Source organism: Nocardioides sp. Z35_8 (genome assembly GCF_059621125.1).
In genome coordinates, this window is record NZ_JCAQIE010000002.1 from 341,484 (window position 1) to 364,844 (window position 23,361).

Annotated in this window: 24 protein-coding genes; 4 read left to right on the forward strand and 20 right to left on the reverse strand. The window is 72.4% G+C overall.

The features are described 5' to 3' along the window. Window positions 1-33: 33 nt before the first annotated feature. Both AC54T2_RS13415 and crcB read left to right on the forward strand, forming a co-directional pair. Complete coding sequence (locus AC54T2_RS13415) at window positions 34-477, forward strand: fluoride efflux transporter FluC (protein ID WP_496666409.1); 444 nt, start codon at window positions 34-36, stop codon at window positions 475-477. Further along, window positions 474-854, forward strand: coding sequence for a fluoride efflux transporter CrcB (gene crcB / locus AC54T2_RS13420; RefSeq protein WP_186340669.1), 381 nt, complete (start codon window positions 474-476; stop codon window positions 852-854). The genes AC54T2_RS13415 and crcB overlap by 4 nt, the downstream gene beginning before the upstream one ends. A gap of 7 nt (window positions 855-861) precedes the next feature. On the opposite strand, the gene AC54T2_RS13425 is transcribed toward crcB, so the two are convergent. The 13 genes from AC54T2_RS13425 to AC54T2_RS13485 all read right to left on the reverse strand — a co-directional run bounded on the left by AC54T2_RS13425 (window position 862) and on the right by AC54T2_RS13485 (window position 16,898). Continuing rightward, window positions 862-1,737 (reverse strand): amidohydrolase family protein, encoded by an 876-nt coding sequence (locus AC54T2_RS13425; protein ID WP_496666410.1) that lies wholly within the window; start codon window positions 1,735-1,737, stop codon window positions 862-864. 8 nt (window positions 1,738-1,745) lie between these two features. Then, on the reverse strand, window positions 1,746-2,225 hold the full coding sequence (gene smpB / locus AC54T2_RS13430; protein WP_179617930.1) for an SsrA-binding protein SmpB: 480 nt from the start codon (window positions 2,223-2,225) through the stop codon (window positions 1,746-1,748). Between the two features lie 42 nt (window positions 2,226-2,267). After that, window positions 2,268-3,533, reverse strand: a complete 1,266-nt coding sequence (locus AC54T2_RS13435; RefSeq protein WP_496666411.1) for a peptidoglycan DD-metalloendopeptidase family protein — start codon at window positions 3,531-3,533, stop codon at window positions 2,268-2,270. Between the two features lie 87 nt (window positions 3,534-3,620). Continuing rightward, entirely contained in the window at window positions 3,621-4,529 is a 909-nt protein-coding gene (ftsX, locus tag AC54T2_RS13440) for a permease-like cell division protein FtsX (RefSeq protein WP_186340666.1), read from the reverse strand. Between the two features lie 53 nt (window positions 4,530-4,582). Further along, window positions 4,583-5,272, reverse strand: a complete 690-nt coding sequence (gene ftsE, locus AC54T2_RS13445) for a cell division ATP-binding protein FtsE (RefSeq protein ID WP_186340665.1) — start codon at window positions 5,270-5,272, stop codon at window positions 4,583-4,585. Window positions 5,273-5,395: 123 nt separating this feature from the next. Continuing rightward, on the reverse strand, window positions 5,396-5,698 hold the full coding sequence (locus AC54T2_RS13450) for a hypothetical protein (RefSeq protein ID WP_489974905.1): 303 nt from the start codon (window positions 5,696-5,698) through the stop codon (window positions 5,396-5,398). Window positions 5,699-5,705: 7 nt separating this feature from the next. Then, window positions 5,706-6,821 carry a peptide chain release factor 2 gene (gene prfB / locus AC54T2_RS13455; protein WP_186340663.1) on the reverse strand — a complete coding sequence of 372 codons (1,116 nt, stop codon included), beginning with the start codon at window positions 6,819-6,821 and terminating at the stop codon, window positions 5,706-5,708. Window positions 6,822-6,944: 123 nt separating this feature from the next. Further along, a complete protein-coding gene (locus tag AC54T2_RS13460) occupies window positions 6,945-7,721 on the reverse strand; it encodes a hypothetical protein (protein WP_186340662.1) in 777 nt (258 codons plus the stop codon). A 45-nt stretch (window positions 7,722-7,766) separates the two neighbouring features. Beyond that, on the reverse strand, window positions 7,767-9,530 hold the full coding sequence (gene treZ / locus AC54T2_RS13465) for a malto-oligosyltrehalose trehalohydrolase (RefSeq protein WP_186340661.1): 1,764 nt from the start codon (window positions 9,528-9,530) through the stop codon (window positions 7,767-7,769). A 1-nt stretch (window position 9,531) separates the two neighbouring features. Continuing rightward, on the reverse strand, window positions 9,532-11,877 hold the full coding sequence (gene treY / locus AC54T2_RS13470; RefSeq protein WP_496666412.1) for a malto-oligosyltrehalose synthase: 2,346 nt from the start codon (window positions 11,875-11,877) through the stop codon (window positions 9,532-9,534). Next, the gene (gene glgX / locus AC54T2_RS13475; RefSeq protein ID WP_222129517.1) at window positions 11,874-14,054 is read right to left on the reverse strand and encodes a glycogen debranching protein GlgX; all 2,181 of its coding nucleotides are present in this window, start codon (window positions 14,052-14,054) and stop codon (window positions 11,874-11,876) included. Before glgX ends, treY begins: the two co-directional genes overlap by 4 nt. A 178-nt stretch (window positions 14,055-14,232) precedes the next feature. After that, window positions 14,233-16,164, reverse strand: a complete 1,932-nt coding sequence (locus AC54T2_RS13480; RefSeq protein ID WP_496666413.1) for an ABC transporter permease — start codon at window positions 16,162-16,164, stop codon at window positions 14,233-14,235. Further along, window positions 16,161-16,898, reverse strand: coding sequence for an ABC transporter ATP-binding protein (locus AC54T2_RS13485; protein WP_496666414.1), 738 nt, complete (start codon window positions 16,896-16,898; stop codon window positions 16,161-16,163). The genes AC54T2_RS13480 and AC54T2_RS13485 overlap by 4 nt, the downstream gene beginning before the upstream one ends. Before the next feature lie 109 nt (window positions 16,899-17,007). On the opposite strand from AC54T2_RS13485, the gene AC54T2_RS13490 reads away from it, so the two are divergent. Then, complete coding sequence (locus AC54T2_RS13490; protein ID WP_496666415.1) at window positions 17,008-18,216, forward strand: sensor histidine kinase; 1,209 nt, start codon at window positions 17,008-17,010, stop codon at window positions 18,214-18,216. Continuing rightward, window positions 18,213-18,869, forward strand: coding sequence for a response regulator transcription factor (locus tag AC54T2_RS13495; RefSeq protein ID WP_186340656.1), 657 nt, complete (start codon window positions 18,213-18,215; stop codon window positions 18,867-18,869). Before AC54T2_RS13490 ends, AC54T2_RS13495 begins: the two co-directional genes overlap by 4 nt. A 30-nt stretch (window positions 18,870-18,899) precedes the next feature. Here AC54T2_RS13495 and AC54T2_RS13500 read toward each other — a convergent pair whose 3' ends face one another. The 7 genes from AC54T2_RS13500 to AC54T2_RS13530 are packed head-to-tail and all read right to left on the reverse strand — an operon-like array spanning window position 18,900 to window position 23,010. Continuing rightward, on the reverse strand, window positions 18,900-19,343 hold the full coding sequence (locus AC54T2_RS13500; RefSeq protein ID WP_496666416.1) for a Tad domain-containing protein: 444 nt from the start codon (window positions 19,341-19,343) through the stop codon (window positions 18,900-18,902). Continuing rightward, window positions 19,336-19,806 (reverse strand): hypothetical protein, encoded by a 471-nt coding sequence (locus AC54T2_RS13505; RefSeq protein ID WP_496666417.1) that lies wholly within the window; start codon window positions 19,804-19,806, stop codon window positions 19,336-19,338. Before AC54T2_RS13505 ends, AC54T2_RS13500 begins: the two co-directional genes overlap by 8 nt. Then, on the reverse strand, window positions 19,803-20,198 hold the full coding sequence (locus tag AC54T2_RS13510) for a TadE/TadG family type IV pilus assembly protein (RefSeq protein WP_489974916.1): 396 nt from the start codon (window positions 20,196-20,198) through the stop codon (window positions 19,803-19,805). The genes AC54T2_RS13505 and AC54T2_RS13510 overlap by 4 nt, the downstream gene beginning before the upstream one ends. 7 nt (window positions 20,199-20,205) lie before the next feature. Continuing rightward, window positions 20,206-20,412: a hypothetical protein gene (locus AC54T2_RS13515; protein ID WP_489974917.1), complete on the reverse strand. Its 207-nt coding sequence runs from the start codon at window positions 20,410-20,412 to the stop codon at window positions 20,206-20,208. A gap of 23 nt (window positions 20,413-20,435) precedes the next feature. Continuing rightward, window positions 20,436-21,377 (reverse strand): type II secretion system F family protein, encoded by a 942-nt coding sequence (locus AC54T2_RS13520; RefSeq protein WP_496666418.1) that lies wholly within the window; start codon window positions 21,375-21,377, stop codon window positions 20,436-20,438. Beyond that, window positions 21,374-22,228 (reverse strand): type II secretion system F family protein, encoded by an 855-nt coding sequence (locus AC54T2_RS13525; protein ID WP_496666419.1) that lies wholly within the window; start codon window positions 22,226-22,228, stop codon window positions 21,374-21,376. The genes AC54T2_RS13520 and AC54T2_RS13525 overlap by 4 nt, the downstream gene beginning before the upstream one ends. Further along, a complete protein-coding gene (locus AC54T2_RS13530; RefSeq protein WP_496666420.1) occupies window positions 22,228-23,010 on the reverse strand; it encodes a TadA family conjugal transfer-associated ATPase in 783 nt (260 codons plus the stop codon). The genes AC54T2_RS13525 and AC54T2_RS13530 overlap by 1 nt, the downstream gene beginning before the upstream one ends. Window positions 23,011-23,361: the final 351 nt, after the last annotated feature.

The following is a 23,361-nucleotide window of genomic DNA, read 5'->3' on the forward strand; positions in this document are numbered from 1 at the left end:
ACGCATCACCGTGCCCCCGGATCGGACGCGCCGATGAGCGCGCCGACGCAGCACGACTCGCGACTCACCTCGGTCCTGCTGGTCCTGGCCGGGGGCATCGTGGGCGTCGGGGCGCGTGAGGGATTCATGCTCGCCGTGCCCAACGCCGACGGCATCCCCATCGTGGTGCCGGTCGTCAACGTGCTCGGGGCGTTCGTCCTGGGGTTCCTCTACGAGGCACTCACCCGCGACGAGACGCCGCCCCAGCTCACGTCGCGGCTCAAGCTGCTCATCGGCACCGGGTTCTGCGGGGGTCTCACCACCTACAGCTCGCTGGCGACCGACACGGCCGTGCTGCTCGACGACTCCCGCGTGGGCGTGGCTGCGGTCTACGCCCTCGGCACGCTCGTCGTCGGCGGCCTGGCCACCCTGGCGGGCATCGCCCTCGCGGCGAGCCGGCACACGCAGTCCCCCCGCGGCGAAGGAGCCAGCCGATGACGCCGGGACTCTTCGCACTCCTCGTCGTCGCCGGCGGGGTGGGCGCCAGCGTGCGCTACCTCGTGGACGCCTGGATCAAGGCCCGGACGAAGGGGTCGGCCTTCCCGTGGTCGACGGCGATCATCAACCTCACCGGCTCGCCGGCGCTCGGGTTCCTCACCGGCCTGGTCGCCAGCCACCTCGCCTCGACCGACGTGAGCGCCATCGTGGGCACCGGGTTCCTGGGCGGCTACACGACCTTCAGCACCGCCAGCTACGAGACCGTCCAGCTGGTGCGCGAGAAGCGCTACGGCCTGGCGGCGGCCTACGGCGTCGGGGTGCTGGTGCTCAGCGTCGCCCTGGCGTTCGGCGGCTACTACTGGGGCTCGCACCTGTAGGCGGCGCTCAGCCCAGCAGGGTGGCCGTGCTGTCCCAGCAGACGGCGCGCAGCCACTCGTCACCGAGCCCGAGCCGCTCGAGCGACTCGAGCTGCACGCCGTAGGGGTAGGGGATGTGGGGGAAGTCGCTGCCGAGGTGCACCCGGCCGGCGAGGCCGAGGTCGCGCAGCCGGGGCAGCAGGTCGTCGGGGTAGGCGCCGCCCATCTCCTCGAAGAACGGCGTGAACGCCATCGTCGTGTCGAGGGCCACCCGCTCGTGCCGCTCGGCGAGCCCGAGGAAGTCGGCGTACTCCGGGGCGCCGGCGTGCGCGATCACCAGCCGCAGCCGCGGGTGGCGGGCGAGCAGCGCGGCGACCGGGGCCGGGCCGGTGTGCTCGGTCGCGACGGGACCGCTGCCGGCGTGGAGGACGACGGGGGCGCCGGTCTCGGAGACCACGCCCCACGCCTCGTCGAGGAGGGGGTCGGTGACGTCGAAGGCGCCGACCTGCACGTGCACCTTCCAGACCTCGACCGGCTCGGGGGCCGCGGACCGGGCGGCGACGTACGCCGCGACGCCGGGCTCGGGGAAGAACGTGCCGCAGACCGCCGCCTCCGGCACGCGCCGCGCGAACCCGGCGGCCCAGTCGTTGAGGAACTCCGCCATGCCGACCCGGTGGGCGTAGGGCAGCGCAGTGAAATGACGCACTCCGAACGAGCGCAGCGTCTCGACGAGGGCGTCGTCGGTGTCGCGGTAGTGGAGCGGCCACGGCCGGCCGATGAGCGGACCGGCCGCGTCGAACTGCGCACGGACCTTGGCCATCACCCGCGGCGGGAGGAAGTGGGTGTGCAGGTCCTGCAGGCCGGGCAGTCCGAGCGCACGGGCGAACGCGACGGGATCGGTCACCCGGGGGCTCAGTCCCGGTGGCCCTTGAGCCGGCGCTGCACCGCGTCGACCTTCTCGCGGTTGGCCTGTCGCTCGGCGAGGGTGTGGCGCTTGTCGTAGGCCTTCTTGCCCTTGGCGAGCGCGATCTCGACCTTGGCGCGGCCGTCCTTGAAGTAGAGGGCGAGCGGGACGATCGTGTAGCCCTTGTCGGTGATCTTGCGCTCGATCTTGTCGATCTCCGAGCGGTTGAGCAGCAGCTTGCGGCGCCGCCGCGCGGAGTGGTTGGTCCAGGTGCCCTGGCTGTACTCCGGGATGTGCACCCCCAGCAGCCACGCCTCGCCGTTGTCGATCTCCGCGAACCCGTCGACCAGCGAGGCCCGGCCCTGCCGCAGCGACTTCACCTCGGTGCCCATGAGGACCAGGCCGGCCTCCCACGTGTCCTCGATGTGGTAGTCGTGGCGCGCCTTCTTGTTCTGCGCGACCATCTTCTGGCCCTGCTCCTTCGCCATGGGTCCATCCTCCCAGAGCGCCACCAACGCCTGTCCAGCGCGTTACAACCAGTTCATCGGGTCCACGGCCTGGCCGTTGGCCATCACGGTGAAGTGCAGGTGGCACCCGGTCGACCAGCCCGTGCTGCCCTCGAACCCGATCACCTGCCCCACCTCGACCCGGTCGCCCACGCCGACGTTGTAGCCGCTGGCGTGGTTGTAGATCGTGGCGATGCCACGTCCGCCGAGCACGCCGTGGTCGATCACGAGGCGGTTGCCGTAGACCCCGCTGTAGTAGGACGACACCACCCGGCCCGGCGCCGCGGCGCGCAGCGGCGTGCCGCAGCCGCCGGCGAAGTCGACGCCGTCGTGCAGGCCCCAGTAGTGGTAGATCGGGTGCGAGCGGTAGCCGAACGGCGAGGTGACGTAGCCGTCGACGGGGGAGGCGAGGATCCCCGAGCCCGGGCTGGGCGCCGCCTGGGAGCGGGCCTGGGCCCGCTGGCGGCGGAGCGCGGCGAGCGCGCGCTTGCGGAGCATCTCCTCGATCCGCTGCTGCTCCTTCTCGAGCTTGCGGAGCTTGGCGAGGTCCTTCGCGCGGGCCTGGCGCGCGCCGACGCGGGCGTCGCGGCGCTCGACGACGAGCTCGACCACCGCGTCCTTGGCGGCCCGCTCCTCCGCCTCGAGGGCCTGCATCACCTCGAGGTGCTCGGCGGCCGCCTCGCGCTTGACGGCCACGTCGTCACGGGCCTCGGCGACCTGGTCCTCGCGCACCTCGAGCAGCACCTCGGAGGCCTTGAGCTCGTCGTACTCGCGCGCCTCCTGGCCGACGACGACGTCGCGCACCCCGTCGCGGCGGGTGAGCTCCTCGGTCGACTCGGCGCCGAGCAGCGACGAGAACGCGAGGAGCTCGGGGTCGCCCTCGGAGTACATGTCGGCGACCGTGCTCGCGACCTTCTGCCGCTGGGTGTCGCGGTCGACCCGGCCCTGGGCCAGGGCCGCCTCGGCGGCGGCCAGCTCGGCCTCCGCGACCTCGAGCGCGGCCTGCATCCGCGCGTCGCGCTCGTGGGCCACCTCCACCTTGCCGCGCGCGGTGGCGAGCCGGGTCTTGGCGACCCGGAGCTGCCGCTGGGCCGCCTCGAGACGGACCGTGGCCTTGCGCAGCTGGGCGCTGGACGCGTCGAGGTCCTGGTGGGCGCCCTTGAGCTCGCGCTCGACCTTGTTCTTCTTGTCCTTGAGGTCGTCGGCATGGGCCGCGGACACGCTCAGGGCCATGACCGCGACAAGTGCTGCGGCCAGGCGTCGTTGAGCGGCACGGGGGAAGGTACGCACCGGGGAAGCCTTTGCGTCGGGGAAGCGGGGAAGGGTGCCACTCCCGACTGGCGCCGGGCGAGACGCCTAGACGCTAACCCCCGCGACTCAGACTTTGAGGTATTTGCGCGTCAACACGAGTGTCGGGAGCAGGGTGAGCACCGGGCCGAGGATCCCGATGGCTCCGGCGGCCACCCAGTACTCGCTCCACCCGATCCACGGCACGAACCTCAGGTTGGCGGCGAGGTCGCCGATCGCGAAGTGCAGGAACGCCGCCAGCGCTCCCCCGGCGAGTGCGACGCTGATCAGGGCCGTCACCAGCGCCTCGAGGAGGAACGGCAGCGCGATGTAGAGCGTCGAGGCCCCGACCAGGCGCATGATGCCGATCTCCTTGCGGCGCGCGAAGGCGGCGAGGCGGATCGTGTTGGCGACGAGCAGCAGAGCGGCCAGCACCAGCAGGCCGGCGGTGCCGAGGGCGTACGTGCGCATCTTGGTGATCGTGGTGAGGATCGGGCCCACCTGCTCGCGCAGGTCACGCACGCGCGACACCCCGTCGAGGCCCTGCACCGCGCTGATGATGCCCTCGTACTCCTGCGGATCCTCGAGGGTGATCCAGATCGTCTCCGGCATGTCCTCGGCGGTCAGCGCCGGGTTGTCGCCGGAGAACAGCTCCTCGCCGTAGAGCTCCTTGGCCTTCTCCAGGGCCACCTCGCCGGACTCGAAGCGATGGCTCGCGACCTCGGGGTTGGCCTCCACGACCGCCTCGATCTCGGCCTTCTGTGCCTCGGTCACCGGGTTGGGGCACACCGGGTTGGAGTCGTTGAGCCGGCACAGGTAGACGGTGATCTGGAGCTGGTTGCCGAAGTGCTCGGCCGCCCGCGTCGCCTGCTGCTGGAACAGCAGGCCGATGCCGACGAGCGTCAGCGACACGACGAGGGTGAGGATCACCGCGAGGTGCATCGTCAGGTTGCGTCGCAGGCCCTGGCCGAGCTCGGAGAAGACGTAGCGCAGCTGCATGGAGGAAGGATCTCGATTCGTTCGGGGGGTGCGGATCGGGCGGGGGCGCCGCTCTAGTTCTGGTGGCCGTAGACGCCCTGCGCCTGGTCGCGCACGACGTGGCCGTTCTCGAGCTCGATGACGCGCTTGCGCATCTGGTCGACGATGCCGGCGTCGTGGGTGGCCATCACCACGGTCGTGCCGGTGCGGTTGATGCGATCGAGGAGCTTCATGATGCCCACGGAGGTCGTCGGGTCGAGGTTGCCGGTGGGCTCGTCGGCGATGAGGATCATCGGGCGGTTGACGAACGCCCGCGCGACCGCGACGCGCTGCTGCTCGCCGCCCGAGAGCTCGTCGGGCATCCGGTCGCCCTTGCCGCTCAGCCCGACCAGCTCGAGCGTCTCCGGCACGACGTCCTTGATCTCCTTGCGGGACTTGCCGATCACCTGGAGGGCGAAGGCGACGTTCTCCGTCACCGTCTTGTTGGGCAGCAGCCGGAAGTCCTGGAAGACGGTGCCGATGTCGCGGCGCAGCCGCGGCACCTTCCAGCTGGCCAGCCGGTTGATCTCCTTGCCGGCGACGTAGACCCGGCCGGAGGTGGGTCGGTACTCGCGCAGCACCAGGCGCAGGAAGGTCGACTTGCCCGAGCCGGAGGAGCCCACCAGGAAGACGAACTCCCCCTTCTCGACGTCGACGGACACGTTGTCGAGCGCGGGGTGGGGGTGGCCGGGATAGCTCTTGGTGACCTTCTCGAAGCGAATCACGGCATCGAGGCTACGTGAGGGGTACGCAGGTCCGGCAAACGCGCGCCGCAGGGCCCCAGGTCGACGCGGCGGGGCCTGTGGGGTGGGTCACCAGCGCCTCCGGTGCCGCCGCGGAGTGGGCACTCAGACCGGCAGCGCCTCGACGGCGTCCTTGGCCTGCGTGAGGCTGGCGCCGGTGTGCTCGCGATAGACCTTGATGGCGTGGATCGTCTTGCCGGCGCGGCGGAGCGCCTGCACCTCGGCCAGCCAGGGCTCGGTCGCGGACGCCGTCAGCGGGGCCACGCCTGCGGGCGACGCGGCACGGGCCAGCTGGGCCAGCTGTGCCTCGAGCGAGGCGACGCGTCGCTCGAGCTCCGCGATCCGGGTGCGGTCCGCATCGCTCCCAACGCCCGGGCCGATCACCTCGGGCCTGCTGAAGAGTCCCATCGTGGCCTCAGGCGTCGACCTTCTCGGCCCCGCGGCGCCAGCGGATGCCGGCCTCCATGAAGTCGTCGAGGTCACCGTCGAAGACGGCGCTGGGGTTGCCCGACTCGTGGCCGGTGCGCAGGTCCTTGACGATCTGGTAGGGGTTGAGCACGTAGTTGCGCATCTGGTCGCCCCAGCTGGCGGCGACGTCGCCCTTGAGGTCCTTCTTGAGCGCGGCCTCCTCGGCCTTCTTCTTCGCCAGCAGCTTGGCCTTGAGGACCACCATGGCGGAGGCCTTGTTCTGCAGCTGCGACTTCTCGTTCTGGCAGGACACGACGATGCCGGTGGGGATGTGGGTCAGGCGGACCGCGGAGTCGGTGGTGTTGACCGACTGGCCGCCCGGGCCGCCCGAGCGGAAGACGTCGGTGCGGATGTCGTTCTCGTCGACCTCGATCTCGTCGGTCTGCTCGAGGACCGGCACCACCTCGACGGCGGCGAACGACGTCTGCCGGCGGCCCTGGTTGTCGAACGGGCTGATCCGCACGAGGCGGTGGGTGCCGGCCTCGACCGACAGGGTGCCGTAGGCGTAGGGCGCGTGGATGGCGAACTCGGCGGACTTGATGCCCGCCTCCTCGGCGTAGGACACGTCGTAGACCTCGACGCCGTACTTGTGCTGCTCGGCCCAGCGCGTGTACATCCGCATGAGCATCTCGGCGAAGTCGGCCGCGTCGACGCCGCCGGCGCCCGAGCGGATCGTGACGATCGCCTCCCGCTCGTCGTACTCCCCCGACAGCAGGGTGCGGATCTCGAGCGACTCGACCGACTTCTTGATGCGGGCGAGCTCGGCCTCCGAGTCGGCGAGCGAGTCGGCGTCGCCCTCCTCCTGCGCCATCTCGACCATGAGCGCGAGGTCCTCGATGCGTGCCTCGAGGCCGGTGAAGCGGTCGAGCTCCCCCTGCAGGGCGGAGAGCCGGCCGGTGATGCGGGTGGCGCTCGCCACGTCGTCCCAGAGGTCGGGGGCGGCGACCTGCTCGCCCAGGTCGGCGATCTCGCCGCGCATCTTGTCGAGGTCGAGGACCTGACCGATGGTCTTCATGGTCGCCCGGAGCTGCTTGATCTCTGCGTCGTAGTCGATGCCTGCCACGAGAGCCAACCCTACGGCCAAACGCCAGTCGGGGCCTGATCGCGGCTCCGGACGCGCAGCAGCGGCGCGCACTCCCGGGCCTGTGACCCCGGTCGTGCGCGCCGCTGCCGGATCGGGTGCGCGTCAGCGCGTGCAGAGCACCTCGGGCGTCGCCACCGCGGCGACCGCGACGGGCGTCGCGGTGGTGGACAGGTCGATCTTGAGGCGGAAGACGCCGGAGAGGTCGAGGACCTCGTCGGCCACGACCGTGCCGACCGCCAGCGGGTGCGTGGCCAGGACGGCGCCGTCGGCGCTCACGGTCACCGCGCCGCTCGAGCCGGTGGCCGAGCTGTCGGTGAGGGCGTACGTCGCGCGCAGGGCGGTGCACTTGCGGCCGAGGGTGTACTCCACCGACGCCGGCTCACCGGAGGTCGTGGTCGCCAGGCTCTGGCCGAAGTAGTCGGCGCCGATGAGGACGCCGGTCGCGTCGAGGTTCACGCGGGGGCCACTGGTGCGATAGGCGAGCTTCTCCCACTTGTAGACCTCGACGGCGACGGGCTTGCTGAAGCCCTTCGCGATCCCGTTCGAGGCGGGCTTGAGCACGCGGTACTCGCGAGGGCCCGGGGTCGAGGGCGTGTCCTTGAGGAGGTAGGTGCCGTTGTTCTTGACCTTGACGTTGCCGGTCACCTTCCACGTCTTCTTCTTGCCCACGCGCTGCTGGAGCACGACCTTCTGGCCGGCGGCCTTCGGCGTCACGCGGCCGCGGACCTTGACCGTGTCCTCCTTGGCGACGGCGACCTCGATGTTGGCCTTGGCGGTGACCTTGTAGGCCGCGGCGGGCGCGGCCTGCGCCGGCGCGGAGAGCGCCAGCGAGCCCGCGGCGAGGGCCACGGTGGCGGCGAGTGCGGTGATGCGGTTCATGGTTCGTTCCCCGTCGTGTGTGGGCCCGGATGACGGGCCGTTCACTCAGGGAGACGCGGCGGGTCCGGCGAAAGTTGTGGCCGGACCGAGCAGCGCCCCGGCGTGGCCCGGCACGCTCAACGTGCCGTCGCCCAGGTCGACGCCCGCCGGTGTCTCGAAGAGCACGTCGCGCTCCCCCACCTCGACCCGGGCGGGCTCGTCGCCGGTGTTGACCACGACGAGCAGGTCGCCGCGGGCCATGGTGAACACCAGGCCCTCGACCATGCACGAGACCGAGCCGAACGACGGGTCGGTGAGCTGGGGCAGGTCGCGCCGCAGCCGGCCGAGGCGCTGGTAGCAGTCGAGCAGCACCGCGTGCCGCCCCTCGGTCCGCTCGTCCCAGTCGAGCCGGGAGCCGTGGAAGGTGGCGACGTCCTGCGGGTCGAGCACCTCGTCGCGGTCCCAGCCCATCCTCTCGAACTCGGCGATCCGGCCCTCGGCGGTCGCCGTGCCGAGCTCGGGCTCGGGGTGGGAGGTGAAGAACGCGAACGGCGTCGAGGCGGCCCACTCCTCGCCCATGAAGAGCATCGGGGTGAAGGGCCCGGCCAGCGTCAGCAGCGCCGCGCAGGCGAGCTGGTCGTCGTCGAGGTGCTCGGCGAGCCGGTCGCCGCGGGCACGGTTGCCGACCTGGTCGTGGTTCTGGTTGGCGACGACCAGGCGCCAGGTCGGCATGTGCGCGGTGTCGACGGGCGCCCCGTGGTCGCGCTCGCGGAACGACGAGAACGTGCCGTCGTGGAAGAAGCCCCGCTCGCACACCTTGGCCAGCGCCTCGAGCGGCGCGAAGTCGGCGTAGTAGCCGGTGGTCTCGCCGCTCAGCGCGACGTGCACGGCGTGGTGGAAGTCGTCGCTCCACTGGGCGTCGAGCCCGTAGCCGCCTGCCTCGCGCGGGCGCACGAGCAGCGTGTCGTTGAGGTCGGACTCGGCGATCAGCGTCAGCGGGCGGCGCACGTGGGCGGACCAGGCGGCGGTCTCGATCGCCATCTCCTCGAGCAGGTGCACCTCGGAGGTGTCGCTGAGCGCGTGCACGGCGTCGAGGCGCAGCGCGTCGACGTGGTAGTCCTCGAACCACATCCGCACGTTGTCGAGGATGTAGCGGCGCACCTCGGCCGACCCCTCGCCGTCGAGGTTGACCAGGTCGCCCCAGGTGTTGCGGCCGTCCTTGAGGTAGGGCCCGAACAGCGGCAGGTAGTTGCCCGAGGGGCCGAGGTGGTTGTGGACGACGTCCTGCACGACGCCGAGGCCCTTGGCGTGGCAGGCGTCGACGAGGCGGCGGTAGCCGTCGGGGCCGCCGTACCCCTCGTGCACGGCGAACCAGCCGACGCCGTCGTAGCCCCAGTTGTGGGTGCCGTTGAAGGCGTTGACCGGCATCAGCTCGACGAAGTCGACGCCGAGGTCGACCAGGTGGTCGAGTCGCCCGGCAGCCGCGGCGAACGTGCCCTCCGGGGTGAACGTGCCCACGTGCAGCTCGTAGATCACCGCCCCCGCGAGCTGGCGGCCGGTCCACGCCGAGTCCTGCCACTCGTGGGTGTCGACGTCGCGCCGCGACAGGCCGTGCACCCCGTCGGGCTGGCGACGCGAGCGCGGGTCGGGCCGCGGGTCGGGGTCGTCGTCGAGGAGGTAGCCGTAGTCGACGGCGTCACCCACCGGCGGCACCGGCCCGGTGGGACTCCACCAGCCGTCGTCGGCGCGGGTCATCTCCACCACCTCGCCGGCGACGTGCAGGCGCACGCGACCGGGCCTCGGCGCCCAGACGTCGAACGGGCCGCGCACGTCAGCCCACCTTCACGAGGAGGGCGACGGGGTGGACGGCGAGCAGGTCGGCGAGCCGGCCGTCGGTGTCGAGACCGGTGAGCACGTCGTGCCACCGGCCGTCGGGGAGCTCCAGCACGGTGTCGCCCCAGCCGCCGGCGGCGGCGAGCCCGACGGGCAGCCGGGTGGCGACGGCGATCGCGCCGCCGCGGTCGTAGGCGACGACGTGGTCGGCCGCGGCGCCGGTCGCGCCCACCGGGGCGTAGCCGGTGAACAGCTCGGGACGGTCGCGGCGCAGCGTCAGGGCGGTGCAGGTGACGTGCAGCTTGGTCGCCGCGTCGTCCTCGGCGGTGCCGGCCAGCACCGCGACCCGGTGGTCGAAGTCGACCGGGCGGCGGTTGTCGGGGTCGACCAGCGACGTCTCCCACAGCTCGCTGCCCTGGTAGACGTCGGGCACGCCCGGCATCGTGATCGCGAGCAGCTTGGCCGACAGAGAGTTGGCCTGGGCGGGTGCGTCGATCCGCGCGGCGAGGTCGAGGAGCACCGCGCGCACCTCCTCGGAGTCGAAGATCGCATCGACCGCCGCGTGCACCTGCTTCTCGTACGCCTCGTCGGGCTCGGTCCAGGTGGTGCGGTCGCCGGCCTCCCGCATCGCCTTCTCGGCGTAGCCGTGGAGCCGCTCGCGCAGGTCGGGCAGGTGGTCGGGCGTCTCCCAGGTCCAGGCTGCGCCGAGCACCGCCTGCCACAGCAGTGAGCCGAAGCCCGGGTCGGGGACCGGCGCGAGCCGCAGCAGCTCGTCGAGCGCCCGCTCCCAGTGGCCGGGCTCCTCGGCGAGCACGGTGATGCGGGCGCGGACGTCCTCGCCGCGCTTGGTGTCGTGGGTCGAGAGCGTGACCATCGCGTCGGGCCAGTCGCGCTGGCGGGCGGCCATCGCGTCGTGCCACTCCTCGACGCCGACGGAGAAGATCGACGGGTCGCCGCCGACCTCGTTGAGCGACGTCAGCCGCGACCACCGGTAGAACGAGCAGTCCTCCACACCCTTGGCCATCACCATGCCCGAGGTCTGCTGGAAGCGGCGTGCCGGCTGGCCCCACTCGTCGTTGAGCAGCGGCTCCAGCACGTCGTACGTCGCCGCGAGGTCGGGGCGGTGCGCACGCGCGGCGGCGAACGCCTGGTCGAGGTGCTCGCGGCCCTCGGGGAGGTAGGAGCGGTAGACCGGGAAGCAGGCGAGCAGCTCGGCGACCGCGTCGGCCACCGAGTCGGAGTCGGCACCAGGCCCGGCCTGCTCCTCGCGCGACTCCAGCACGCGCCCGACCTCGCGGGTGATCCGCAGGACCTCCGCGCGCAGGATCCCGTCGGCGACGGCGCGCTTGTTGTCGTGGACCATCTGCGCCCAGTCGACGCTGGTGCCGCGCAGCCGGTCCTCCAACCCGGTCAGCGGCGCCTCGCCGGCCGGGTCGGTCAGCAGGCGGTCGATCAGCGCGAGCGCGTCGTAGCCGGTGGTGCCGGCGGTCGCCCAGTCGGCGGGCAGGTGCTCGCCGGGCTCGAGGATCTTCTCCACCAGCACGTAGGCGCCGCCGGTGAGGGCGGCGAGGTCGTCGAGGTAGCGCTTGGGGTCGCGGAGGCCGTCGGGGTGGTCGACCCGCAGGCCGTCGACCAGGCCCTCGTCGAACCACCGCTTCACCTCGGCGTGGGTCTCGGCGAAGACCTCGGGGTCCTCCACCCGCACCGCGGCGAGGGTGTTGACGGCGAAGAACCGGCGGTAGTTGAGGTCGTCGTCGGCCGCGCGCCAGCTGACCAGCTCGTAGTGCTGCTCCTCCAGCGTGGACGTGCCGGGGGCGAGCGGGAAGCGGTGGTCGTGGTAGCGCACCTCGCCCTCCCCCGCCTCCGACACCGCGAGGTGGATCGCGCCCTCGTCGTCGTCGCCGACCACGGGGATCAGGATGCGGCCGTCGCCGGCGGCCCAGTCGACGTCGAACGCCGACGCGTACTCGGACCCGCGCCCCAGCCTGAGCACGTCCCACCACCACGGGCCCTCCGCCGGGGTGGCGACCCCCACGTGGTTGGGCACGATGTCGACCAGCACGCCCATGCCGAGGCGCCGGGCCTCGGCCGACAGCGCGGCCAGGCCCTCGGCGCCGCCGCGCTCGGGGTCGACGTGGTCGAAGGCGACGACGTCGTAGCCGTGCGTGCTGCCGGGCTCGGAGGCCAGCAGCGGCGACAGGTAGACCCAGTCGACACCGAGGTCGTGGAGGTAGGGCAGCACCCGGGCCGCGTCGTGCAGCGTGAAGTCGGGGCTGATCTGGAGGCGGTAGGTGCTGTGCGGCGTACGCCGCTCGGGCCGGCTGGGGGTGGGGGCGTCGGTCACGAGGCGTCTGTACCCGAGCGGGCCGCCAGTGATGCCGCCACCGAGTGGTCGGAGCTGCTCTCCTCGTCGGAGTGCTCGCGGAGCACCACGACGCAGTGCGTGTCGAGGTCGAACGTGCCGCCCGCCTTCAGCGTCGGGCCGGCGTCGGCGTCGCCACTGGTGTCAATCACCACGTCCCACGCGGCGGCGTACTCCTCCGGCGGCAGGGTGACCTGCGCCGGGCCGTCGGCGTTGAAGTAGAGCAGGAAGTGGTCGTCGGTGATCGTGGCGCCCCGGGCGTCCTTGCCGGCGATGCCGTTGCCGTTGAGGTACATCCCGATGGCCTTGCCGCCCTCCCAGTCGTCGTCCTCCATCGGGGCGCCGTCGAGGTCGAGCCACACGATGTCGTTGAGGCGCTCGCCGTCGCCGGTGCGCACGGTGTTGCCGGTGAAGAAGCGCTTGCGGTGGAACGTCGGGTGGTCGGCGCGCAGCCCGGCCACCGCCGCGGTGAACTCGATCAGCGGCCGGTCGGCCTCGTCCCAGTGCACCCAGCTGATCTCGCTGTCCTGGGCGTAGGTGTTGTTGTTGCCGTGCTGGGTGCGGCTCAGCTCGTCGCCGTGCAGCAGCATCGGCACGCCCTGGCTCAGCAGCAGGGTCGCGATGAAGTTGCGCTGCTCGCGCGCTCGCGCCTGCAGGATCTCCGGGTCGTCGGTCGGTCCCTCCACACCGTGGTTCCACGAGCGGTTGTGGCTCTCGCCGTCGTTGTTGTCCTCGCCGTTGGCCTCGTTGTGCTTCTCGTTGTAGGACACGAGGTCGCGCAGCGTGAAGCCGTCGTGGGCGGTGACGAAGTTGATGCTGGCGAAGGGCCGCCGGCCGGAGTGCTCGTAGAGGTCGGAGGAGCCGGCGAGTCGCGAGGCGAACTCGCCCAGCGACGGCTCACCGCGCCAGAAGTCGCGCACGGTGTCGCGGTAGGCGCCGTTCCACTCCGTCCACTGCGGCGGGAAGCCGCCGACCTGGTAGCCGCCGGGCCCGATGTCCCACGGCTCGGCGATGAGCTTGACCTGGCTGACGACCGGGTCCTGCTGCACCATCTCGAAGAACGTCGCCAGCTTGTCGACGTCGTAGAACTCGCGGGCCAGGGTCGCGGCGAGGTCGAAGCGGAAGCCGTCGACGTGCATCTCGGTGACCCAGTAGCGCAGCGAGTCCATGATCAGCTGCACCGAGTGCGGGTGGCGCACGTTGAGGGTGTTGCCGGTGCCGGTGTAGTCCATGTAGTAACGCTGGTCGTCGTCGACGAGGCGGTAGTAGGCCGCGTTGTCGATGCCCTTGAAGCTCAGCGTCGGGCCGAGGTGGTTGCCCTCGGCGGTGTGGTTGTAGACGACGTCGAGGATGACCTCGATGCCGGCGGCGTGCATCGCCTTGACCATCGCCTTGAACTCCTGCACCTGCTGGCCCTGCTTGCTCGACGCGTAGTCGGCGTGCGGGGCCAGGAAGGCCAGGGTGTTGTAGCCCCAGTAGTTGCGCAGGCCCTTCTCGAGCAGGGTGGAGTCCTGCACGAACTGGTGCACCGGCATCAGCTCGATCGCGGTGACGCCGAGCTTCTGCAGGTGGGCGGTGATCGACGGGTGCGCCAGCCCGGCGTACGTGCCGCGCTGCTCCTCCGGGACGTCGGGGTGCAGCTGGGTGAGGCCCTTGACGTGCGCCTCGTAGATGAACGACTCGTTGTAGGGGATGTCCAGGCGCCGGTCGCCCTCCCAGTCGAAGAACGGGTTGATCACCACGCCGTGGGTCATGTGCGCGGCCGAGTCGTCGTCGTTGCGCGAGTCCTCGTCGCCGAAGTTGTAGGCGAACAGCGACTGGTCCCAGTCGATCTCGCCCGCGGTCGCCTTGGCGTACGGGTCGAGCAGCAGCTTGTTGGGGTTGCAGCGCAGCCCGCGGGACGGGTCCCACGGCCCGTGCACGCGGTAGCCGTAGCGCTGGCCGGGCTGCACCGTCGGGATGTAGCAGTGCCACACGTAGGCGTCGACCTCGGTGACCTCGAGCCGGGTCTCGACGAAGCCGCCGGGGGCGTCCGGGTCGGGGTCGAACAGGCACAGCTCGACGCGCTCGGCGACCTCGCTGAAGAGCGCGAAGTTGGTGCCGGTGCCGTCGAACGTGGCTCCCAGGGGATAGGCAGTGCCGGGCCAGGTCTCGATCATGCGACGAACGTACCGGCGACGCGCCGCTAGTCCCTCCCCCGACCCATTCGATGGGGTGGGGCCGTCCCGTCGAGGGTGACGCGTGTCCCAGCCGGGGCTCCCCCGGTGGGCGGCGCGACGACGACAGCGGTGGCGGCCCTGCTGCGGCTCCCCGGGTCACTCCCGGGTCACTCCCGGGTCACTCCTGGGTGGCGATGTCATGGACGGGAGGGCGCCGGGTCGCGACGAGTGCGGCCACCGTCGCCGTCCCCGCGGCCAGCAGGGCGACGGTGACGCTCATGCCGCCGAGCAGCTGCCAGGGAACGGCGACGGCCGGCGACCCGAGGTGGCGCCACGTCCCGACCCACAGCCCGACCAGGGCGGCGACGGAGACCACGGTCCCGAGGACGAGGCCGATGAGCAGGATGGCCGCCGTCTCGGTGAGGACCACCCGGACGACCTGCCGGCGGGTGATGCCGGCGAGGCGGTCCACGGCGAGCTCGGAGCGACGCTGGGTGATGGCGATCGCGAGGGTGCTCAACAGGCTGATGAGCGCATAGACGCTGCCAACACCGACGAGGGCCGTCATCACCGCCCGGTTGTCGTCGGCCTTCGCCGCCGTGAGCTCCGCGACCTCCTCCTCCTGGCTGGTCACCTCGCCCAGGGCGAGCGCCTCGATGGCGCTGCGGACCTCGTCGGGGGCAGCTCCGCGCTCGAGGGTCACGAGCACGGTCGAGGGCGAGCCGGCGAGGATCCGGTCCGGGACCGCCTGTCGCGCGACGTAGCAGCAGTCGGCGGCCGCCAGGCCCTCGCCCGTGCGGGCGGCCTCCCGCAGGACCCGGGTCCGGCCGCCCACGGTGAGCGTGATGCGTCGGATGCGGCCGGCGATCCGGGCATCCTCCACACCCGGCCCGAAGACGATGTGACCGGCATCGAGCGCAGCGGTGCTGCCGCTGCGCGGAGGGTGGGGATGGACGACGCCGAACCGGGAGGGCTCGACGGCCAGGACCGTCCCCCGGAGCGCGCGGACGGCGTCACCCCGGGTGATCTCGACCCGCGCCGGGACCTGGACCTCCGTGTCGGCGCTGGCGACGCCGTCCACGGCCGCGACCCGCCGCGACGGGTCGCCGTGGGTGCGCACGAGGAGGTCTGCGCGGGTGAGCGTGGTGATCTCGAGCTCGCCGGCCTTCGTCTGGGTGTCGAGCAGGCCCTGGAGGCCCACGACGAGCCCGACGAGGACGATCAGGGGCGCGGCGACCTGGGCGGCACGGCGGGCGTCGCCACGGATCTTCGCGAGGGCGAGCCGGCCGAGCGGGTCACGGACCGCCGGGCCGATGGCCCAGGCGAGGAGCGGGACCAGCAGCGGGCTGAGCTGACTCATGGCGATCGAGCCGGTGATGATGATCCCCAGCGCGAGCAGGAGGGGGCCGAGGATGCCCCCCACGGCCACCGCCGCGGCCATCTGGGCGAGGGTGACGAGGGCGCCGAGCGTGCCCCAGATCCAGCGGGACCGCGTCATCGCCGAGCCCTCGGCGCCGCGACGGTGCAGCGCCTCGAGCGGCGTGATCCGGGTGGCCCGTCTGCTCGCCGCGCGCGCACCCGCGACCGCGACTCCGATGCCGACCGCCGCGTCGGCGACCAGGTGGGCGGTGCTCCACTCCACGTGCACGTCGTCGGGCAGGACCCCCATGCCCACGAAGATCCTGACCTGGACCGCAGCGACGACCACGCCGAGGACCGCCCCCGCCAGGGCACCCGCGGCCCCGAGCAGGGCGGCCTCCCCGAGGAGCAGCAGCCGGAGCTGGCGCCGCTTGAGCCCGGCGAGCCGCAGCAGCGCGAGCTCTCGTCGTCGTTCGGTGATCGCGAAGTCGACGGTGGAGCGCACCACGAAGATCGTCAGGAAGACGCCGAGGATGCTCGCCAGGCCGTTGAGGGTGTTGGCGCCGCTGAGCCGCGCCTCGTAGGCGCCCTGCTCCGCGGCGGACAGGCCGGCCGGTGGCGACGCGGACGCGACGGTGCTGGCGATGCCCAGCCCGGCATGGACGAGCGCGACGCCGATCGCGATGGCGCAGAAGGTGCCCAGCAGGAGGTGCCAGCGGTCGCGGAGCACCCGCACGGTGAGGACGATCATCGCACCTGCTCCAGCCCGCCGAGACGGGCCGCGATCTGCGCCGACGTCTCACCGCTCGCCTGGTCGACCACCAGTCCGTCGCGCATGAACACCACGCGGTCCGAACGGGCGGCCACCGTCGGATCGTGGGTGACCATGAGGACCGTCTGGTCGTGCCTGTCGACCAGGGCGCGCACGAGGTCGAGGACGGTGGCGGCCGAGGCGGTGTCGAGTGCTCCGGTCGGCTCGTCGGCGAACAGCACGGCCGGCCGGGTGATGACCGCGCGGGCGATCGCCACCCGTTGCTGCTGGCCGCCGGAGAGCTCCCGCGGACGGTGGGTGGCACGTTCGCCGAGCCCCAGGTCGGCGAGCACGCGGCGGACGGCACCCGTGTCCACCCGGCGCCCGGCGAGGCGCATCGGCAGCGTGACGTTCTGCTCGGCCGTGAGCGCGGGGATGAGGTTGAAGCCCTGGAAGATGAACCCGATCGTCGTACGCCGCAGCTGGGTCAGCTCGTCGTCGTCCAGCGCCGACAGGTCGTGCCCGGCGAGGGCCACCTGTCCCTCGGTGGGGCGGTCGAGTCCCGCCGCACACTGCAGGAGCGTGGACTTGCCCGATCCCGACGGCCCCATGACCGTGGTCCACGTGCCTGGGGCGCAGGCGAGTGAGACACCCCGCAGCGCGTGCACGACGTTGTCACGTGTGCCGAAGCGACGGCGCACGTCGCGGATCGTGAGGACGTCTGAGGTGTTCATGGCTCCAGTCCACCGCGGATCCGGTCCGTGCTCACTGGCGCCAGCTGCCGCGTCGAGGGTAGGGCCAGCCATACCGTCCGGGCGTCCTGTTCCTCCTAGGATGGCCGCCATGCCCGGTCGACCAGGTGCCGTGCTCGCCGTGCTGCGTCTCGCCGCGAGCGCGCTGGAGGTCCTGGCGGTGTGGTTCGTCATGACGCTGGGCCTCATCCCCGGCGTCCTCGGGGCGCAGCAGGCCTTCCTCGGCCCGGATCGCGTCGCCGGTGCGTCCCTCCTGCTGGCCGCACTGGTGCTCTCCGGCCTGCTGGCCCTCGCGACGGCCCGTCCCCTGGCCGCCCGGTCGCGGCGTCGTCTCCGGACGAGGGCGCCGGCTCGACCGAGGGGTTGGCTGGACGGTCCGTCCCTCGCCTGGCTCGCCACCACGCTCACCGTCAGGTCCGCGGTCACGGCACTCGTCCTCGTCGTCACGCTCGTCTCCGCGGTGGCGGCGCTCGCGCCGTTGCTGGTCTCGCGCGGTGACCGGGTCGACTTCGGCCCCTGGCGGATCGACCACCAGGGCCCGGCGATCGTCGTCGCCCTCATCGGTCTCGGCTGCCTGACCGCACTCCTGGTGGGTGCGCCGCGGCTCGCGGCGCTCGACTCCCGCCTGGCGCACGCCGTGCTCCTCGGCCGCGAGGAGCGGCTGGAGCAGGACCTCGCCGCCGCGACCACGTCCCGGGCCCGGATCCTCGATGCCTTCGACGTCGAGCGCCGACGCATCGAGCGCGACCTCCACGACGGCGTGCAGCCCGAGCTGCTGCGCGTGTCCATGACCCTGGGCCTCGCCCTGGCCGTCATCCCCGAGGACGACTCCGCCCGGCCCCTCGTGGCGCAGGCGCAACGCGAGTCACTGTCGGTGCTCGAGACCCTGCGCCGCTTCGTGCGCGGCATCCATCCCCAGGTGCTCGACGACCACGGCCTGACCGCTGCCCTGGGAGAGCTCGCGAGCGGGGCACCCATGCCCGTCACCATCGACGACAGGCTCGGCGGGCGCCTGCCCCCGCACCTCGAGGCGTCCCTCTACTTCGCCACCGCCGAGCTCCTCAGCAACGTCACGAAGCACGCCGACGCCGGCCGCGTCGGGATCAGCGTCGTCAGGCAGGACGGCAGCGTGGTGATCACCGTCTCCGACGACGGCCGCGGAGGCGCCGACCCGACCGGCGCGGGACTCACCGGGGTCAGCGACAGGCTGGCGGCCATCGACGCCCGCCTCGAGCTCCACTCCCCCGGCGGCGGTCCGACCCGCGCGAGGATCACCGCACCGATCGGGGACCGGCCATGACCCTGCGCGTCGTGCTCGCCGAGGACAACGCCCTGCTCCGCGAAGGGCTCAAGGCGATCCTGAGCATGGGTGAGCTCGACGTCGTCGACACCGTCGCCGACGCGGACGCGCTCACCGCCTCGGCCGAGCGGCACCGGCCCGACATCCTGATCACCGACGTACGCATGCCGCCGCACCTCGGGGCCGACGGCCTGCGCGCCGCCACCCGGCTCCGCGAACGTCGTCCCGACCTGCCGGTGATCGTGCTGAGCCAGTACGTCGAGCGCAGCTATGTCACCGACCTGCTCGACTCCGCGTCGGGTGCGGGCTTCGGCTACCTGCTGAAGGATCGGGTCACCCAGGTGGCCGAGTTCCTCGCGACCATCCACCGCGTGCACGCGGGCGGCACCGCGCTGGACCCGCTGGTCGTCACCCAGCTGCTCCGGACCACCACCCATCCGCTGACCCGCCTGACCCCGCGGGAGCGCGAGGTCCTCGCCCTCCTCGCCGAGGGGCTCTCCAACCAGGCCATCGCCTCGCGCCTCTTCGTCAGCGAGTTCGCCGTGGTGAAGCACGTCGGCAACATCCTCATGAAGCTCGACCTGCCGCCCGACGACGACCACAACCGTCGCGTGATGGCCGTGCTCGCCTACCTGCAGGGACCGGGCTCCTGACCTGCGCCGACCGAGTGCGCGAGCCTGCCGTCACCCGCCCGGCACCACGGTCACGGCAGCGGTGCTGCTCGCGCCGACGAGCGGGCTGGCCGGCGATCCCGGGATCGTCAGCGGGAGGTCGAGCGGCGCGCTGAGGCGGACGGTCACCGAGCGCCCGACGGGGTCGACGCGTACGCCGACCCGGATGCCGGGGTACTTCGCGCCTGCGCCGGCGCGGGCGAGGTAGTCGCGGACCCCGGCCTCGACCGCGGCCTCCTGCTGGGTGAGCCGCTCGCCGTCGAGGCCCTGCTCGTAGATGCCGGCCGAGCCGAGGTCGGCGCCGTAGAGGGCGGCGCCGTCGGCGAGGTTGTCGAGGCCCTGGCGCTGGAGGTAGGCGGCCGACGCGTCGATGACCACCACGATCGCCATGAGCAGGATGCTCGCGAAGCCGATGATCAGCAGGGTGACCTGGCCCTGCTCGTCGCGCTCATTCATCGGGCTCGTCCGGCACGGACTCGACGTACTGGCCGATCGGGACGGTGTGCGTCGCGTCGAGGGAGAAGCTCGCCGACCCCCTGCCGAGGATCGCGGGGAAGAACGGCAGCCGGACACCCGAGGCGACGCGCACGGTGATGACCGAGGTGCCGACGTGGCAGTCGCCCGCCGGCGCGTCGCACGTGACCGTCACCCGGGCGCGCTGGCCCGGCGCGCCCTGGTCGGCGAGGACCTGGCTGACCACGGCCTCGGCTCGGCGCTCACCGGTCGCGTCGTCGGGAGCGAGTGCGTAGGCCCGACCGGCCGCACGCGCGGCGGCGCTGGTGGCGAACGCACCCTGCTGGACCTCGAAGACCGAGATCACGATCCACACCAGGGGCACCAGCAGGATGATCGCCAGCCAGCTGAGCTCGACCAGCGCCGAGCCCTGCTCGTCGCGGCGCCGGACCACTGGCAGGCTCACGGGGTCGGCACCTCCGCCACGGCATGGCCGGTGACGCGGATCGGGACCCCGGTGTGACCGAGCCCCAGCAGGCCGACGTCGGCCTCGACGACGGCCACGTAGCCGGGCGCGCCCCCGACGAGCGCGGGTCGGACGGTGACGGTGTGGACGAAGTCGCGCGAGAGCGCGCCGTCCACGAGCTCGTGCACCTTCGCCTGGCCGGCCGGTGCGGACGACCCGGCGACCGCGGCGTGCCGGGCGCCCTCGGCCGCGGCCGAGGCGAGGGTGTTGCGGACGTGCAGCACCAGCGCGAGCTGGAGGATGCCGATGACCAGCGGCAGCAGGACCAGCAGGACGAGGACGAAGTCGACGACCGCTGCCCCTCGCTCGCCGGGGCGGGTGCCGCGGAGCACGTCCGGCCTAGCCGCTGACCATCGAGAACGCCCGCGACAGCAGGGAGCGCAGCTCGTCGCTGACGAAGGGCGTGAGCGCTGCCACGACGATGGCGGTCATCAGCGTGACCATCACCCATCCCGGCACGTCGCCCCGGTCGTCGCGGCGGCGGCCTGCGAGGTCGAGGTGCACGAGGTGGAGGTGGAGCAGGGGTCTCGAGAGGGGTGGAGGCATGACGTGTCCTTTCGTTGGAGGCATCAGGGGGTGGTGAGGCGCAGGCCGAGCACGCCCGGGTAGAAGGCGAACAGGATGGTCACCGGCAGCACGAAGAACACGACCGGAGCCATCATCGCGATCTCCTTGCGCGCCGCCGTCTCGATGAGCAGGCGCCGGCCCGCCTCGCGTACGTCGGCGGCCTGGGCGTGCAGCACGTCGGCCAGCGGGGTGCCACGCTCCATCGCCACGGTGATGCCCGTCGCGAACCGGGCCACGATGGGCAGGCCGGTGGAGCGCGCGAACGACTCGAACGCGGCGCCGACGGGCTCGCCGGTCCGGATCCGGGCGAGCACCTGGGCAAGGTCGTCGGACAGGGCACCGTTGCTGCGGCGCACGACCCGGTCGAGCGCCGCCACGGGACTCTCCCCGGCCGCCACGGACAGGGCCAGCAGCTCGGCGACCGTGGGGAACTCGACGAGGATCTGGCGCTCGCGCTCCTTCACCTGCGTGCTGAGCCGGTTGTCGCGCAGGAAGACGCCGCCCGCGAAGCCGAGCAGGCAGAAGACCAGGCCGGACGCGACGCCGCCCACCCCGCCGAGCGCGCGCAGCAGGACGACCGCGGCGGCGGCCGCGAAGCCGACGAGGCCCCACACGACCTGCTCGGCGCGGAAGTCCTGGACGGTCCGGTCGAGCCCGGCGCGCTGGAGCCGGCGGCGCACCGACGCGCTCCCGCCGAGCACCCGCTCGACCACGTCGGCCGCCCGGCGCAGTGATGGCCCGAAGATCCGCGCGGCCGCCGAGGTCGGCGTCGACACCACGGGCCGCAGGACGGCGGTCTCGTCGAGGCGTGGCACGTCGCGCAGGTAGGGCAGCACCCGCACCGAGAGCAGCGGGCGCCGCAGCACCGCGACCCGCGTCAGGACGAGCAACAGCCCGGCCCCGGCGGTGCCGCCGAGGAACGCGCCCCACACCGCGGTGCTCACGACAGGATCCGCTTCTCGATGGGCAGCCGGCCGATCCGCATCATCGCGGCGTAGGCGAGCACGCACACGCCGAAGCCGATGCCGAGCACCAGCACGCCGCCGGGTGAGGCGTACTGCCGGATGGCGGTCGTCTGGAACGACATCAGGAGCAGCACGATCCACGGCGCGGACACGGCCAGCCGGGCGCCGTTGACCGTCCAGGCCTGCCGCGACTCGAGCTCGGAGCGGGTGCGAGCGTCGTCGCGCAGGAACCCCGAGAGGTTGCGCAGGAGGCGGCCGAGGTCTCCGCCGCCGACCTCGCGGGCAAGCCGCAGGCCCTCGACCACCCGGTCGCCGACGGGGTCGGCGAGCCTGTCCTTGAGGCGGTCGAGGCACTCGCCGAACCGCCCGGTGACCTGGTAGTCGAGGGCGAACCGGGAGAAGTCGGCGCGCAGCGCCTCCGGCCCGTTGGTGCCGAGGGCGGCGACGGCATCGGGCAGGGAGAGGCCGGCCCGCACGGCGCTGGCGAGGTTGTCGACCGCCTCGGGCCACACCTCGGCGAACTCGCGCAGCCGCCGGGTCGCGCGCTGGCGGAGGACGGCGATGGGCAGGTAGGCGGCCATGAGGGCGAAGGTGAATGCGACCGGTGGGGTGCGCGAGACGGCCTGCACGAGCGCGAAGGCGACCGCGAGGAGCACCGCACAGAGCGTCAGGACGCTCGCCGGGGTGACGTCGGAGAGCCCGGCACGACCGAGGAGCCGGCCGAGCGCCGTCGAGGTCGGCGCCCCGGACCTCGGCCGCCGCGGCAGGACGAACGCCGACCAGATCAGGAGCAGGCCGACGCCCACCCCCAGCCCGACGAGCGCGCCCATCAGCGACCGACCTCCTCGGACGCGAGCACCTGGTGGACGTCGATGCCCACCCGTTCGTAGCGCTCGACCCGGGCCGGCACTCCGCCGGTGCGGCGCAGCTCGCCGCCGTGCCGCACGAAGATCGGCTCGACCTCGATGATGTCGGCCTCCACCCGGCCCGGCACCGACACGACCTCGTTGACCCGGCGTACGCCGTCGGCGCCCAGGCCGAGGTGCACCACGATGTCGACGCTGCTCGCCACCGTCGGCACCACGAAGCGGGCCGAGATGTTGTCGCCCGCGAGCAGCGGCAGGGTGCACATCTTGACCAACGCCTCACGGGCGCTGTTGGCGTGGAGGGTGCACATGCCGGGCAATCCCGAGTTGAGCGCGAGGAGCAGGTCGAGGCACTCGGCCGCGCGCACCTCGCCGACCAGGATCCGGCTCGGGCGCATCCGCAGCGCCTCCTTGACCAGGTCGCGCAGCACGATCTCGCCCGTCTGCTCGAGCCCTGCCTGCCGGGTCTGCATCGCGACCCAGTCGGGGTGGCTGAAGCGCAGCTCGAAGACCTCCTCCGCGCTGACGACCCGCTCGCCGCCGGGCACGGCTGCGGCCAGGCAGTTGAGCATGGTCGTCTTGCCGGCCTGGGTGCCGCCGGCGACGAGGATGTTCATCCCCGCACGCACCGACGCCTCGAGGAAGCGGGCGGCCTGCGGGGTGAGGCTGCCGAGCGCCACGAGGTCGGAGAGCCGGTGGGCGCGCAGCAGGAACTTGCGGATGTTGACGGCCAATCTGTTAACCACTACACACGAGCCTAGTCCAGCGCGAAGCTCGGACGGTTCGCTCCACGGAGGTAGGCCAAACCCTCGCTCGGATGCAACCCCTGCAGTCGCAATGTGCTGTCCCGACCTGGCATCATCCGTGCAAGATGCCCGATGGCTGTCCGGGGCCAGTAGAGGCACCTGTTTTTGCTCCGGCTTGCGTGCCTCACTCGAATCGTCGGCCTCGTACTGCGACCGCCCGACTCTGCTCGTTCGCCCGCCTGCTGCTCGCTCCCCGGATTACGATCCCTTCTGACTTGAAGGAGTCATATGCCTCGGGAAACTCTGGAGCGGCTCGTCCGCCTGCCCATCCTCGTGTTCGCGTCCCTCTGC

Bases quoted from the DNA above. Each gene is read 5' to 3' on its own strand.
- AC54T2_RS13415 (WP_496666409.1), top strand. From the start codon at position 34: ATGAGCGCGCCGACGCAGCACGACTCGCGACTCACCTCGGTCCTGCTG.
- crcB (WP_186340669.1), top strand. From the start codon at position 474: ATGACGCCGGGACTCTTCGCACTCCTCGTCGTCGCCGGCGGGGTGGGC.
- smpB (WP_179617930.1), bottom strand. From the start codon at position 2,225: ATGGCGAAGGAGCAGGGCCAGAAGATGGTCGCGCAGAACAAGAAGGCG.
- ftsX (WP_186340666.1), bottom strand. From the start codon at position 4,529: ATGCAGCTGCGCTACGTCTTCTCCGAGCTCGGCCAGGGCCTGCGACGC.
- AC54T2_RS13450 (WP_489974905.1), bottom strand. From the start codon at position 5,698: ATGGGACTCTTCAGCAGGCCCGAGGTGATCGGCCCGGGCGTTGGGAGC.
- AC54T2_RS13460 (WP_186340662.1), bottom strand. From the start codon at position 7,721: ATGAACCGCATCACCGCACTCGCCGCCACCGTGGCCCTCGCCGCGGGC.
- glgX (WP_222129517.1), bottom strand. From the start codon at position 14,054: ATGATCGAGACCTGGCCCGGCACTGCCTATCCCCTGGGAGCCACGTTC.
- AC54T2_RS13480 (WP_496666413.1), bottom strand. From the start codon at position 16,164: ATGATCGTCCTCACCGTGCGGGTGCTCCGCGACCGCTGGCACCTCCTG.
- AC54T2_RS13485 (WP_496666414.1), bottom strand. From the start codon at position 16,898: ATGAACACCTCAGACGTCCTCACGATCCGCGACGTGCGCCGTCGCTTC.
- AC54T2_RS13490 (WP_496666415.1), top strand. From the start codon at position 17,008: ATGCCCGGTCGACCAGGTGCCGTGCTCGCCGTGCTGCGTCTCGCCGCG.
- AC54T2_RS13495 (WP_186340656.1), top strand. From the start codon at position 18,213: ATGACCCTGCGCGTCGTGCTCGCCGAGGACAACGCCCTGCTCCGCGAA.
- AC54T2_RS13500 (WP_496666416.1), bottom strand. From the start codon at position 19,343: ATGAATGAGCGCGACGAGCAGGGCCAGGTCACCCTGCTGATCATCGGC.
- AC54T2_RS13515 (WP_489974917.1), bottom strand. From the start codon at position 20,412: ATGCCTCCACCCCTCTCGAGACCCCTGCTCCACCTCCACCTCGTGCAC.
- AC54T2_RS13525 (WP_496666419.1), bottom strand. From the start codon at position 22,228: ATGGGCGCGCTCGTCGGGCTGGGGGTGGGCGTCGGCCTGCTCCTGATC.